Source organism: Streptomyces sp. NBC_01478 (assembly GCF_036227225.1).
GTDB lineage: Bacteria > Actinomycetota > Actinomycetes > Streptomycetales > Streptomycetaceae > Streptomyces.
In genome coordinates this window covers 3,034,924-3,047,086 of sequence record NZ_CP109444.1, presented here as the reverse complement: position 1 = coordinate 3,047,086, position 12,163 = coordinate 3,034,924, and the positions used below count along the sequence as shown (strand labels likewise).

Below are 12,163 nucleotides of genomic sequence, written 5' to 3'. Positions count from 1 at the left end.
TCACACCTCCTCGGGCTCGGGCTCGGTCAGCAGCGGGTAGACGCCGTTCTCGTCGTGGTCCTCCCGTCCGGTGACGGGCGGGTTGAAGACACAGATGCAGCGGAAGTCCTCCTTGATCCGCATCGTGTGCCGCTCGTGTCCGTCGAGGAGGTACATGGTCCCGGGCGTGATCGTGTACGTCCGCCCGGTCTCGTTGTCGGTCAACAGGGCCTCGCCCTCGACGCATACGACGGCCTCGACGTGGTTGGCGTACCACATGGACGTCTTCGTACCCGCGTACAGGACGGTCTCGTGGACCGAGAAGCCGACCCGCTCCTTGGCGAGGACGATGCGCTTGCTCTCCCAGGTGCCGGACGCGGCCTTGATGTGCCGGTCGGTGCCTTCGAGTTCCTTGAACGAACGGACAATCACGGTGCTTTGACGCCTCCTTGACGTGGTGTCAGATGATCGGTCTGGTCAGGCTGTTCAGACGGTTTCGCGTACGGCGCGGGCGAGGATGCTCAGGCCCTCGTCCAGTTCCTCGGGGGTGATGGTCAGTGCGGGCAGCAGCTTGACGACCTCGCCCTGCGGGCCCGACGTCTCGACGAGCAGGCCGAGTTCGAAGGCCCGGGCGCAGATCCGTCCGGCGCGCTCGGGGTCCTTGAACTCGATGCCCCAGACCAGCCCGCGGCCCCGGTACTCCTTGATGTCGGCGAGGTTCTCCTCGGTGATGGAGATCAGCCCCTGCTCGACCTGTTCGCCGCGGGTCCGGGTCTGCTTCTCCATCGCGGAGCCGTCCGCCCAGTACGTCTCCAGGGCGGCGGTGGCGGTGACGAACGCCGGGTTGTTGCCGCGGAACGTGCCGTTGTGCTCGCCCGGCTCCCAGATGTCCAGCTCGGGCTTGAACAGGCACAGCGACATGGGAAGGCCGTAGCCGCTGATGGACTTGGACACGGTGACGATGTCGGGCACGATCCCCGCCTCCTCGAAGGAGAAGAACGCGCCGGTGCGTCCGCAGCCCATCTGGATGTCGTCGACGATCAGCAGCATGTCCTGGCGCTCGCACAACTCGGCGAGCGCGCGCAGCCATTCGGGCCGGGCGGCGTTGATGCCGCCCTCGCCCTGCACGGTCTCGACGATCACGGCGGCGGGCTTGTTGAGGCCGGAGCCCTGGTCCTCCAGCAGCCGCTCGAACCACAGGAAGTCGGGGACCTTGCCGTCGAAGTAGTTGTCGAACGGCATCGGCGTGCCGTGCACCAGCGGGATGCCGGCGCCGGCCCGCTTGAAGGCGTTGCCGGTCACGGCCAGCGAGCCGAGCGACATGCCGTGGAAGGCGTTGGTGAACGACACGATCGCCTCGCGGCCCTTCACCTTCCGCGCCAGCTTCAGCGCGGACTCGACGGCGTTGGTGCCGGTCGGGCCCGGGAACATCACCTTGTACGGCAGGTCGCGCGGGCGCAGCACCAGATCCTGGAAGGTCTGCAGGAACGCGCGCTTGGCACTGGTCGACATGTCGAGCCCGTGGGTGACGCCGTCGCGCTCCAGGTAGTCGAGCAACGCCCGTTTCAGGACAGGGTTGTTGTGCCCGTAGTTGAGTGAGCCGGCGCCCGCGAAGAAGTCGAGGTAGGCGTGGCCGTCCTCGTCGTACATACGGCTGCCCTGGGCCCGGTCGAAGACGGTGGGCCAGCCGCGGCAGTAGCTGCGGACCTCGGACTCCAGGGTCTCGAAGACGCTGAGATCGGGCTGGGTGATGGTCACGCGAATCGCTCCTCAAAGGGGTGTGGGGGGTCTCGGAAGCCGGGGTCTCAGGGACTCAACGGGCCGATCTGGTACAGCACTTCGGGATCGTGCGGTCCGTCCGGGAAGTCACCGGCCTCGAACAGGACCGTGCGCTCGACGGTGGCGCCGTGCCGTTCGGCGTACGACGTGAAGAGGCGCTCGGAGGCGGTGTTGCCGGGCGTGATCGTGGTCTCGATGCCGGTCAGTCCGTACTCGGCGGCGACCCGCTCGGTGAGTCCGTCGAGCAGTCGGGCGGCCAGCCCGCGACCGCGCTGCGCGGCGTCGACGGCCACCTGCCACACGAGCAGGGTGCCCGGCCGGTCCGGCGGCACGTACCCGGTGACGAAGCCGACCGGCTCCCCGCGCTCGTCCCGTACGACGGCGGACGTACCGGCGAAGTCCCGGCACCACAGCAGATAGCTGTACGACGAGTTCAGGTCGAGGGCGTTCGAGTCCTTGGCAATACGCCAGAGCGCGGCACCGTCGGCCACCGTGGGGCGGTCGATGAACAGGCTCGCGTGCAGGTCCGTATGCGGGTCGGCTTGGGTGGCAGTCATGCGAATTGAATTTACCGAGGGAAATTCTAAATTGCATGGAGGGATGGGGTTACGTCTGAGGCGGTGCTGTGTTATCACGCGTGCATGTGCGTGAGATATGTGCCGGTTTGATCTGCATATAAGGCGCAAATCGGGTGGCCTGTGTAACGGGTCACAAGCGTGTAACCCTCACGATATCTACGCGAATTGTTTGCGTTTAGGTGCGCGAAAATCGGGCAGAAGAATTCTGGAATTACATCCGAATTAGGCCCCGGTCAGCCCGTCGATGCTTTCTCGCAGAATATCGGCGTGACCGTTGTGCCGCGCATACTCCTCGACCATATGGATAAGCACCCACCGCAGGCTCACCTCGACCCCGGCCATCGGCCCGTCGGGGATCCGCCCGAGACTGTCCGGCGCAAGCCCGGCGCAGTGCTCCTGCCCGCGCGCGATCTCCTCGCGCCACACGGCGAGCGCCTCTTCGATCCCGCGCCCGGGGTCGAGGGCGTATCCGTTCTCGGCGTCGTGCACCGGCGGTACGTCGAGCCCGAACACCCGCTGGAACCAGTTCCGTTCGACCTCGGCGAGATGCTGGACCAGGCCGAGCAGCGTCAGCGAGGAGGGCTCGGCCGCCGCGCGCCGCACCTGTGTGTCATCGAGGCCGGCGCACTTCATCTCCAGCGTGGCACGGTGGAAGGCGAGCCAGCTTTCGAGCATGGGTCGCTCGGCACCGGTCATCAGGGGGACGGGGCGGCCGTCGGGGAGAGTCGCAGTCATGCGGCCAGCCTAGGGAGCCGGCCCAGCCTCGCGCCGGCTTACCGCCAGGCCCGTTCAACGGCTCCGCGCGCGCCTTCCAGGTCCACCGACACCCCCTGCTCGGTCAGCGCCGCGCCCAGTGCCGCCAAGGAGCTCTGTACCGCGCCCACCGTCGCGTCGACCCCGTAGTGGTTGACCCGGATCATCTCCTTCGACAGGGTGCCGCCTCCCGCCACCAGCGGCAGGGTGGGGTCCGACGCCAGGGCCCTCGCCACCAGCTCCGACGCGACGACACCCGGCGGCGTCCTGAGCGTCGTGGCGACCGGGGCGGCCTCGGGCGCGTCGTGGACGTACGGCTCCAGGCCGCCGCCCAGGGCCACCGCTCCCGCCCGGGTCGCCGCGGCCGCGACAGCGTGCCGGCGCATCACCGTGTCCAGGCCCTCCGACTCGATGCGCTCCACGCACGCCTCCAGGGCGAGCATCTCCAACTGGGCCGGTGCGTGCGGCAGGGCCTTGCGGCCGGCGTCGGTCCAGCGGTCCTTCCAGTCGAGGAGGGAGAGGTACGAGCGGCGCGGGGCACCGGGGTTCGAGGTCATCCGCGACCACGCCCGCTCGCTCACCGACACCGCCGACACACCCGCAGGCCCGCCCATCGCCTTCTGCGCGCCGATCACGCACAGGTCGACACCCCACGCGTCCGGCAGCACCGGCTCCGCGCCGATGGAGGCGACCGCGTCGAGGTAGAAGAGCGCGCCGTGGGAGCGCACGACCTCGCCGATCTCCGCGACCGGGTTGGTGTTGCCGGTCGCCGCCTCCGCGTGGACGAGGGAGACGAAGTCGATCTCCGGGCGCTCGGCGAAGGCTTCCCGGATCCGGTCGGCGGTCACCGCCGTGTGGAACGGGACCGCCAGATCGATCACCTCGGCGCCGCAGTCCCGCAGCCAGTTCCCGAAGGTCTGCCCGTAGGGGCCGGTGATCACGTTCAGCGCGACCGTGCCCGGCCCCGCCGTCGAACGGATCGCGCCCTCCAGCGGCAGCAACGCCTCGCCCTGCATGATCACGACATCCTGCTCGGTACCGAGCAAACGGGCCACCCGGTCCTCGATCGCGGCGAAGTGCGCGGCGCTCAGCGGGGCCAGGTCGAGGAAGGGGTGCGTCACGGCGGTGCTCTTTCACTCGCGGGGATCGATGGGATCCCGGGGACCGGAAGGTGTCCGGGGGATCGATGGGATCGAGCGTAACCGGCGCCCCCGGGTCCCCTCTGACCGGCGACTTCTTAGCCCGTACGGCCCCGTGCCCGCCACCTCACCGCGAGCGGGCCGCCCCGCCCCTCCGAATAATCGGAAGCCTCAGTTCCGTCACAGGAGGCCTCCGTGAACACGCTCCTCGGCCGCCGGGCCCGCACCCTGGCCGCCACCACCGCGACGGCCGCACTCGTCCTCGTGGCCGGCTGCACGTCGAGCGACAGCGGCGGCAGCGGATCGAAGACCGCCGCCGGTGGCGTCGAACTCGTCAAGGCGGGCCGGCTCACGACCTGCACCCACCTGCCCTACCCGCCCTTCCAGTCCGAGATCGACGGCAAGGTGCAGGGCTTCGACGTCTCCCTCATCGACCTGGTCGCCAAGGACCTCGGCGTGAAGCAGCAGATCCTGGACACCCCGTTCGAGAACTTCAAGACCGGCGCCTTCCTCAACGCCGACGAGTGCGACCTGGCCGCCGCCGGCATGACCATCACCGCCGAGCGCAAGAAGAACGTCGACTTCTCCGACCCCTACTTCGACGCCACCCAGGCCGTCCTCGTCGACAAGAAGAGCGGGATCACCTCCCTCGCCGACGTGAAGACCAAGGGCAAGAAGCTCGGCGCGCAGGCGCAGACCACCGGCGAGGACTACGCGAAGAGCAAGGGCTTCGACCCCGTCTCCTTCGAGTCCTCCGACGCCGTCCTCAACGGCCTGCGCACCGGCCAGGTCCAGGCCGTCATCATCGACTACCCGGTCGTCCAGGGCTGGCTCAAGACCAAGGCCAACGCGGACGCCGTCGAGGTCGTCGACAACCTCAACACCGGTGAGCAGTACGGCTTCACGGTCAAGAAGGGGAACACGAAACTCCTCGCCGCCGTCAACAAGGCGATCAAGGACGCCAAGGCGGACGGGACGTACAAGAAGCTGTACGAGAAGTGGATCGGCCCGTACGACGCCACCGCCGCCTCGCCCTCGTCCTCCCCGTCGGCCTCATGACCGACCTGCAACTCCAGCCGAGGGCAAAGGGCCTGACCCGACGTCAACGGCGCAGGCTGTCCAGGGGAGTTCAGTACACCGTGTTCCTCGGCGCGGTGATCGCCTTCGCGGTCACCGCCGACTGGGGGCGCCTGAAGAACCAGTTCGCGCAGTGGAGCATCGCCAAGCAGATGTTCCCCGACGTCATCACGCTGGCGTTGAAGAACACCGTGCTCTACACCCTCTCCGGCTTCGTCTTCGGACTGGTCCTCGGCATGGTCGTCGCGTTGATGCGGCTGTCGTCCGTCGGGCCGTACCGCTGGCTCGCCGGGATCTACATCGAGATCTTCCGCGGCCTGCCCGCCCTGCTGATCTTCATCTTCGTCGGCGTCGCCGTGCCGCTCGCCTTCCCCGGTACGGAGATCGTCGGCGGCACGTACGGCAAGGTCGCCCTCGCGCTCGGTCTGGTGTCCGCCGCGTACATGGCGGAGACGATCCGCGCGGGCATCCAGGCGGTGCCCAAGGGGCAGTTGGAGGCGGCCCGTTCGCTCGGCTTCTCGCAGGCACGGGCCATGGTGTCGATCGTCGTCCCGCAGGCGTTCCGCATCATCCTGCCGCCGCTGACCAACGAACTCGTCCTCCTCTTCAAGGACTCCTCGCTGGTCCTGTTCCTCGGCGTCACCCTGGAGGAACGCGAACTGTCCAAATACGGCAGGGACTTGGCCAGCACGACCGCCAACTCGACGCCGATCCTGGTGGCGGGCCTGTGCTATCTGCTGGTCACCATCCCGCTGAGCTTCGTCGTGCGCCGCATGGAGACGAAGACGGGGGAGGCCGTGCGATGAGCACCCCGTCCGGGAATCCCGAGATCGAAGTCCGGGGCCTGCACAAGTCGTTCGGCACGAATGAGGTGCTGCGCGGCATCGACCTGGAGATCGGGCAGGGGGAGGTGGTGTGCGTCATCGGGCCGTCCGGCTCCGGCAAGTCGACGCTGTTGCGCTGCGTGAACCTGCTCGAAGAACCCACCGCGGGGCGGGTGTTCGTCGGCGGTACCGAAGTCACCGACCCCGATGTCGACATCGACGCCGTACGCCGTCGTATCGGCATGGTCTTCCAGCAGTTCAACCTCTTCCCGCATCTGTCCGTCACCGAGAACCTCACGCTCCCGCAACGCCGGGTCCTGCGCCGGGACAAGGCGGCGGCGGCCGAGGTAGCCGCCGAGAACCTGCGCCGCGTCGGCCTGTCGGAGAAGGCCGACGCGTACCCCGCCTCCCTCTCCGGCGGCCAGCAGCAACGCGTCGCGATCGCCCGGGCGTTGGCCATGGACCCCGAGGTGATGCTCTTCGACGAACCGACCTCGGCACTCGACCCGGAGCTGGTGGGGGACGTGCTGGCGGTCATGCGGATGCTCGCGAACGAGGGCATGACGATGATGGTGGTCACCCACGAGATGACGTTCGCGCGTGAGGTGGCCGACAGGGTGGTGTTCATGGACGGCGGGTTGATCGTTGAGGATGGCACTCCGGACCGCGTCATCGGCGCACCGCGCCACGAACGCACCCGCCACTTCCTGTCCCGGCTACTGGACCCGGCGATGGCTGAAGTACCGGACGAGGAGAGCGCCCCGTAGGGGCGCGGGGCTGTGTCGATGTGCGGCTCCGCCGCGTGGGCGCGACCAGCCCCCACGGACCCGCACCCGACGAACTATCGTGCGTCCCATGAGCGATCAAGCCGTGCTGCACGTAAAGGGCCGGGTCCTTGTGGGACCCGAGGACATCCACGACGAACTCTGGGTGATCGACGGCCGCATCTCCTACGACCGGCCAACCCGCGGACGCGACATCCGCACGGTCGACGGCTGGACCCTTCCCGGCCTGGTCGACGCCCACTGCCACGTAGGCCTCGGCACTCACGGCCCCGTCGACGCGGACACCGCCGAGAAGCAGGCCGTCACCGACCGTGACGCCGGCACCCTCCTGCTCCGCGACGCCGGCTCGCCCTCCGACACCCGCTGGATCGACGACCGCGACGACCTCCCGAAGATCATCCGTGCCGGCAGGCACATCGCCCGTACCCGCCGCTACATCCGCAACTTCGCCCACGAGATCGAGCCCGACGAACTCGTCGCCTACGTCGGCCAGGAGGCCCAACGCGGCGACGGCTGGGTCAAGTTGGTCGGCGACTGGATCGACCGCGACCTCGGCGACCTGTCCGCCTGCTGGCCGCGCGAAGCGGTGGACGCGGCCATCGCCGAAGCCCACCGGCTCGGGGCGCGCGTCACCGCGCACTGCTTCGCCGAGGACGCGCTGCGCGACCTGGTCGAGGCGGGCATCGACTGCATCGAGCACGCCACCGGCCTCACCGAGGACCTCATCCCGCTGTTCGCCTCACGGGGCGTCGCGATCGTGCCGACCCTCGTGAACATCGCGACCTTCCCGGACCTCGCCGCGGGCGGCGAGACCAAGTACCCGACCTGGTCCGCCCACCTGCTCCGGCTCTACGAGCGACGCTACGACACCGTGCGCGCCGCCTACGACGCCGGCGTCCCGGTCTACGTCGGCACCGACGCGGGCGGCTCCCTCGCCCACGGCCTGGTCGCCGCCGAGGTCGCCGAACTCGTCACCGCCGGCATCCCGGCCGTAGAGGCGCTGTCGGCGACGGCGTGGGGTGCGCGGCGGTGGCTCGGGCGGCCGGGCCTCGAGGAGGGGGCTCCGGCGGACTTCGTGGTGTACGAGGCGGACCCGCGCGCCGATGTGCGCGTCCTGGCGTCGCCGCGGCGGGTGGTGCTGAACGGGCTGGTGGTCGAATAGTCGCCAGGCGATTCGAATACGTTCACGGAAAAACCACGATGGGGTGAAGTGACGCGGGAACGCTGACGGTTCACTCGTCGTGGGTAATTCTTACCGGGTCCCAAGCATGTCTCTTCTGGGGGTCCCACACCTTGAACGGCTCCAACTTCCGCATGCCCGCACGCCGTTGGGTCACCGTCGCCACGGCAACCGCCCTCGCCGCCGGTCCCGTGGCGCTGGCCGGCGCGGGTTCCGCCCACGCGACCACCGACCAGGGTCGTGCTAGCGCCGTCGTCCTGCGCACCGGGCTCGACGTGTCCCTCCTCAACAAGACCGTGGACCTCCCGCTCGCGGTCTCCCTCAACGAGGTCCAGGCACCTCAGAGTGCCGAAAAGACCGCGCTCTCCGCCCAGTTGGACGGGGTGAACGGTGGGCAGCCGTTCAGTGTGCTCGGCGCGGATGTCGCCACGGCGAAGGCGACCGTGTCCGCGACCAAGGCCGAGGGGTACACGAACCTCGCCCATGCTCGGCTCCATGTCCCGGGGTTGCCGTTGCTGTCGCTGATCGAGGTCGACGCGGTGACGTCCAAGGCGACGTGTGAGGCGGGGAAGGCGCCGGTCGCCACGTCGCATCTGCCGGGGGCGGTGACGGTGCTCGGCAAGCGGGTCACGGTGACCGCCAGTGGTCCTACGGAGGTTCAGGTGCCGGGGGTCGGGTCGGTGCGCCTCGATCTGTCCAAGACCTCGACCACGTCCCGTACGGCTGCTGCGACCGCGCTCGAACTCAAGGTGTCCATCAACCCGTTGAAGCTGAACGTGGCGGATGTGGAGGGGACGGTGACCTTGGCGCAGGCGACGTGTGAGGCGCCGGCGCCGGCACCGGTGCAGCGGAGTTCTGATCCGGCGCCGGGTGTGGAGCCGCAGGGGGTGCCTGCGGAGGCGGGGTTGGCGGAGACGGGGGGTAGCTCCTTGACGCCGTATGTTGCGGGTGGGGCGGTGTTGTTGCTGGTGCTGGGCGCGGTCGCGGTGATGACAGCGCGCCGGCGTCGGGGCTGAGCCAACTACCTTTCCCACCCACCCACCCGACTCGGGTGCTTGAGAGGCACCCTCTTGGCGACCGGGCCGCCCCGACCGGCCGCCCGGTCGAGCCGATCACCCGGCCGATCACCCGGCCGACCGACCGACCGGCCGACCGGCCGACCGACTGCCCGGCCGACCGACTGCCCGGCCGACCGACTGCCCGACCGACTGCCCGACCGACCGACTGCCCGACCGACTGCCCGACCGCCCGGCCGACCGCTCGAGCCGACCGCTGGCCGCCCGCCCGCCCGCCGAGCCGCCCTCGCGCCCGAGCCGCCCGCCCGAGCCGAGCGAGTTGGGTGGGCGGGTGGGAAGGGTTTGGGCGGTGACTTCTCGGCCGAGCGAGTCGGGCGGGTGGGTGGGAAAGGTTTGGAGGGTGACTTCTTGGCTCACCGAGTCGGGCGGGTGGGTGGGCAAAGCCGTCACTTCCCCGCCAACGTCACCGCCTGATCCAACGCCTGCAAGAACCGGTTGACGGTGGATCGATCCCGTACCGCCAGGCGGAGCCACTGCTCGTCCAACCCCGGAAACGTGTCCCCACGGCGCACGGCGAAGCCCAGGTCACGCAGATGGCGCCGGACAGCGACCGCGTTGGGAACGCGGATCAGGACGAAGGGGCCCTCGGCGGGCTCGACGACGTGGAGTCCGTCGGGGGCGAACTCGGCGAGCCCGGCGACGAGATGGGCGCGGTCGGCGGCGATGCGATGAGCCGCGTGGGCGGCCTCCGCGAGGGCCGGGGAGTCCATGCAGGCCTCCGCCGCGGCGAGTGCGGGCGTGGACACCGGCCACAGAGGCTGGGCCCGCTCGAGTTCCGCGATCGTCTCGGGCGCGGCCAGGACGTAGCCGATCCGCAGCCCCGCCAGCCCCCACGTCTTGGTGAGGCTGCGCAGGACCACCAGACCGGGGACGTCGGTCCGCCCCGCGAGGGCCTCGCGCTCACCCGGCACCGCGTCCATGAACGCCTCGTCGACCACCAACGTCCGCCCGGGACGGGCCAGTCGGGCGATGGCGTCGGCCGGGTGCAGGACGGACGTGGGGTTCGTGGGGTTGCCGATCACCACCAGATCCGCGTCCTCGGGGACCGCCCCCGGATCCAGCCGGAAACCGTCCGCCTCCCGCAACAGCACCCGCTCCACCGAGTGCCCCGCGTCCCGCAGCGCCGCCTCCGGCTCCGTGAACTGCGGGTGCACGACCACCGGCTGACGGACCTTCAGGGCACGGGCGAGCAGCACGAAGGCCTCGGCGGCGCCCGCCGTCAGCAGGACGCGTTCCACCGGCAGCCCGTGCCGCGCCGCGACCGCCGCCCGCGCGGCCCGACCGTCCGGGTAGGCGGCGAGGCCGGTCAGCGAACCGGCTATGCGCCCGCGCAGCCAGGCCGGCGGGGTGTCCGCGCGGACGTTCACGGCGAGGTCGATCAACCGGGCGCCGTCGTCCCGGAGTTCGGCGTCACCGTGATGACGGAGATCGTGCGCTCTGTCCGTGGGATCGTGGTCGTGGGCTCTGTCAGTGTGCATGGGCGTGCCCACCGTGATGGTGATGCCCGTGGTGGTGGCCGTCGTGGTCGTGACCGTCGTCGTCCGGGTGGAAGTGCGGCTGCTGCGGCTGCCCCACCTTGTCCTCGAAGCCGGGCAGCGCGATGCGGTACACGCACGAGTCGCAGTTCATCCGCAGATCACCCTTGACCGCCTCCCGGTACCGCTCCATCACCAGGTCCAGCAACTCCGGCTCCGGGCCGATGACTTCGGCCGACCGCACCTCGACGTCCGGGTGCGCCGCCGCCCAGCCCTCCGTCTGCTGCCGCACCCGCTCCGGCAGGATGCCGGTGAACAGGAAGTACGGCAGGACGACGATCCGCCGCGCGCCCAGCTTCACACAGCGGTCCAGGCCACTCGGCACGTCCGGCGCGGCCAGCGACACGAACGCCGGTTCCACGCCCGCGTATCCGCGCCCCTCCCACAGCAGCCGCGCCGCCTTGTGCACCTCCGCGTTGGCGTCCGGGTCCGTCGACCCGCGCCCCACGAGGAGCACGGTCACGTCACTCCGGTCCTCGGGCGTCCGCGCCGGCTCGCCGAGCGCCTCGTCGAGCCGCCGCTCCAGCACGTTCAGCAGCGCCGGGTGCGGGCCCAGCGGACGTCCGTACGTGTAGGAGATCCCCGCGTGCCGCTCCTTCTCCCGGGCCAGCGCCGCCGGGATGTCCCCCTTGGCGTGCCCGGCGGACACCAGCATCAGCGGTACGGCGGCGAACCGGCGCACCCCCCGCTCCACCAGCTCGGTCACCGCGTCGCCCAGCGGCGGCGGCGACAGTTCGATGAACCCGCCCGCGACGGGCAGTTCGGGGTGACGGCGGCCCAACTCCCGTACGAAGGACCGGAATGCCTCGGCTCCGGCCTCGTCCCGGGTGCCGTGTCCGGCGATGAGCAGGGCGGGCGGCGGGGTGGTCACGATTTCTCCTCGATAGGTGAAACAGGGTGGTAAAGCAGGGCGTTGAGAGCGGCCGCGGCGACCGCCGAACCGCCCTTCTCGGACACGTTGCTCACCGCGGGCAGCCCGCTCGCGCGCAACGCGGCCTTGGACTCGACCGCGCCGACGAAGCCGACGGGCAGCCCGATGACGAGCGCGGGGGAGGCGTCCAGCGTCAGCAGCTCCTCCAGGGCGGTCGGCGCGTTGCCGATCACCCACAGGGCGCCGGGCCCGACCTCGTCGTAGGCGAGCCGGATCGCGTGTGCCGAACGGGTCAGCCCGGGACCGGACTTGGCGTCCCCCAGCCCGCACACGGTCCGGAGCCGGGTGATGCCGGCCGCGACCATCGCCACGTCCACCACCACCGGCGCCCCGGCGTGCAGCGCGCTGTGCGCCTTCGCCAACTCGCCCTCGTCCAGGACGAGATCGGACGCGTACTCCAGATCGGCGGCGGAGTGCACGACCCGCTCCACGACCGCGCGGCTCAGCGGCGGGAGGTGCGAGGTGTCCAGCCGGGCGCGCATCCGCCGGTAGGACTCCACCTCGATGGGATGCACCACACGGTCCAC

At 70.1% G+C, this 12,163-nt stretch carries 13 protein-coding genes; 5 read left to right on the top strand and 8 right to left on the bottom strand.

Annotated elements, in window-relative coordinates; translation table 11 throughout:
• The 5 genes from OG223_RS13700 to OG223_RS13680 form a co-directional block, all read right to left on the bottom strand.
• Entirely contained in the window at positions 1–411 is a 411-nt protein-coding gene (locus tag OG223_RS13700; protein WP_329247164.1) for an ectoine synthase, read from the bottom strand.
• A 54-nt stretch (positions 412–465) separates the two neighbouring features.
• Entirely contained in the window at positions 466–1,737 is a 1,272-nt protein-coding gene (ectB, locus tag OG223_RS13695; protein ID WP_329247161.1) for a diaminobutyrate--2-oxoglutarate transaminase, read from the bottom strand.
• Between the two features lie 47 nt (positions 1,738–1,784).
• Entirely contained in the window at positions 1,785–2,315 is a 531-nt protein-coding gene (ectA, locus tag OG223_RS13690) for a diaminobutyrate acetyltransferase (protein ID WP_329247158.1), read from the bottom strand.
• Positions 2,316–2,558: 243 nt separating this feature from the next.
• Complete coding sequence (locus OG223_RS13685; RefSeq protein WP_329247156.1) at positions 2,559–3,071, bottom strand: DinB family protein; 513 nt, start codon at positions 3,069–3,071, stop codon at positions 2,559–2,561.
• Between the two features lie 38 nt (positions 3,072–3,109).
• Complete coding sequence (locus OG223_RS13680; RefSeq protein WP_329247153.1) at positions 3,110–4,210, bottom strand: pyridoxal-phosphate-dependent aminotransferase family protein; 1,101 nt, start codon at positions 4,208–4,210, stop codon at positions 3,110–3,112.
• Positions 4,211–4,423: 213 nt separating this feature from the next.
• Between OG223_RS13680 and OG223_RS13675 the strand changes: the two genes are divergently transcribed.
• The 5 genes from OG223_RS13675 to OG223_RS13655 all read left to right on the top strand — a co-directional run bounded on the left by OG223_RS13675 (position 4,424) and on the right by OG223_RS13655 (position 9,110).
• Positions 4,424–5,287, top strand: coding sequence for a transporter substrate-binding domain-containing protein (locus OG223_RS13675; RefSeq protein ID WP_329247150.1), 864 nt, complete (start codon positions 4,424–4,426; stop codon positions 5,285–5,287).
• Positions 5,284–6,111, top strand: a complete 828-nt coding sequence (locus OG223_RS13670; protein WP_329265263.1) for an amino acid ABC transporter permease — start codon at positions 5,284–5,286, stop codon at positions 6,109–6,111. Before OG223_RS13675 ends, OG223_RS13670 begins: the two co-directional genes overlap by 4 nt.
• On the top strand, positions 6,108–6,896 hold the full coding sequence (locus OG223_RS13665) for an amino acid ABC transporter ATP-binding protein (protein ID WP_329247148.1): 789 nt from the start codon (positions 6,108–6,110) through the stop codon (positions 6,894–6,896). Before OG223_RS13670 ends, OG223_RS13665 begins: the two co-directional genes overlap by 4 nt.
• 88 nt (positions 6,897–6,984) lie before the next feature.
• Complete coding sequence (locus tag OG223_RS13660) at positions 6,985–8,076, top strand: amidohydrolase family protein (protein ID WP_329247144.1); 1,092 nt, start codon at positions 6,985–6,987, stop codon at positions 8,074–8,076.
• 131 nt (positions 8,077–8,207) lie between these two features.
• Positions 8,208–9,110, top strand: coding sequence for an SCO1860 family LAETG-anchored protein (locus tag OG223_RS13655; RefSeq protein ID WP_329247141.1), 903 nt, complete (start codon positions 8,208–8,210; stop codon positions 9,108–9,110).
• Between the two features lie 446 nt (positions 9,111–9,556).
• On the opposite strand, the gene cobC is transcribed toward OG223_RS13655, so the two are convergent.
• From cobC to OG223_RS13640, 3 genes are read right to left on the bottom strand one after another with little or no spacing between them, the layout of a single operon-like run.
• Positions 9,557–10,648: an Rv2231c family pyridoxal phosphate-dependent protein CobC gene (gene cobC / locus OG223_RS13650; protein WP_329247139.1), complete on the bottom strand. Its 1,092-nt coding sequence runs from the start codon at positions 10,646–10,648 to the stop codon at positions 9,557–9,559.
• Entirely contained in the window at positions 10,638–11,576 is a 939-nt protein-coding gene (locus OG223_RS13645; protein WP_329247138.1) for a sirohydrochlorin chelatase, read from the bottom strand. The genes cobC and OG223_RS13645 overlap by 11 nt, the downstream gene beginning before the upstream one ends.
• On the bottom strand, positions 11,573–12,163 hold the full coding sequence (locus tag OG223_RS13640; protein ID WP_329265261.1) for a precorrin-8X methylmutase: 591 nt from the start codon (positions 12,161–12,163) through the stop codon (positions 11,573–11,575). The genes OG223_RS13645 and OG223_RS13640 overlap by 4 nt, the downstream gene beginning before the upstream one ends.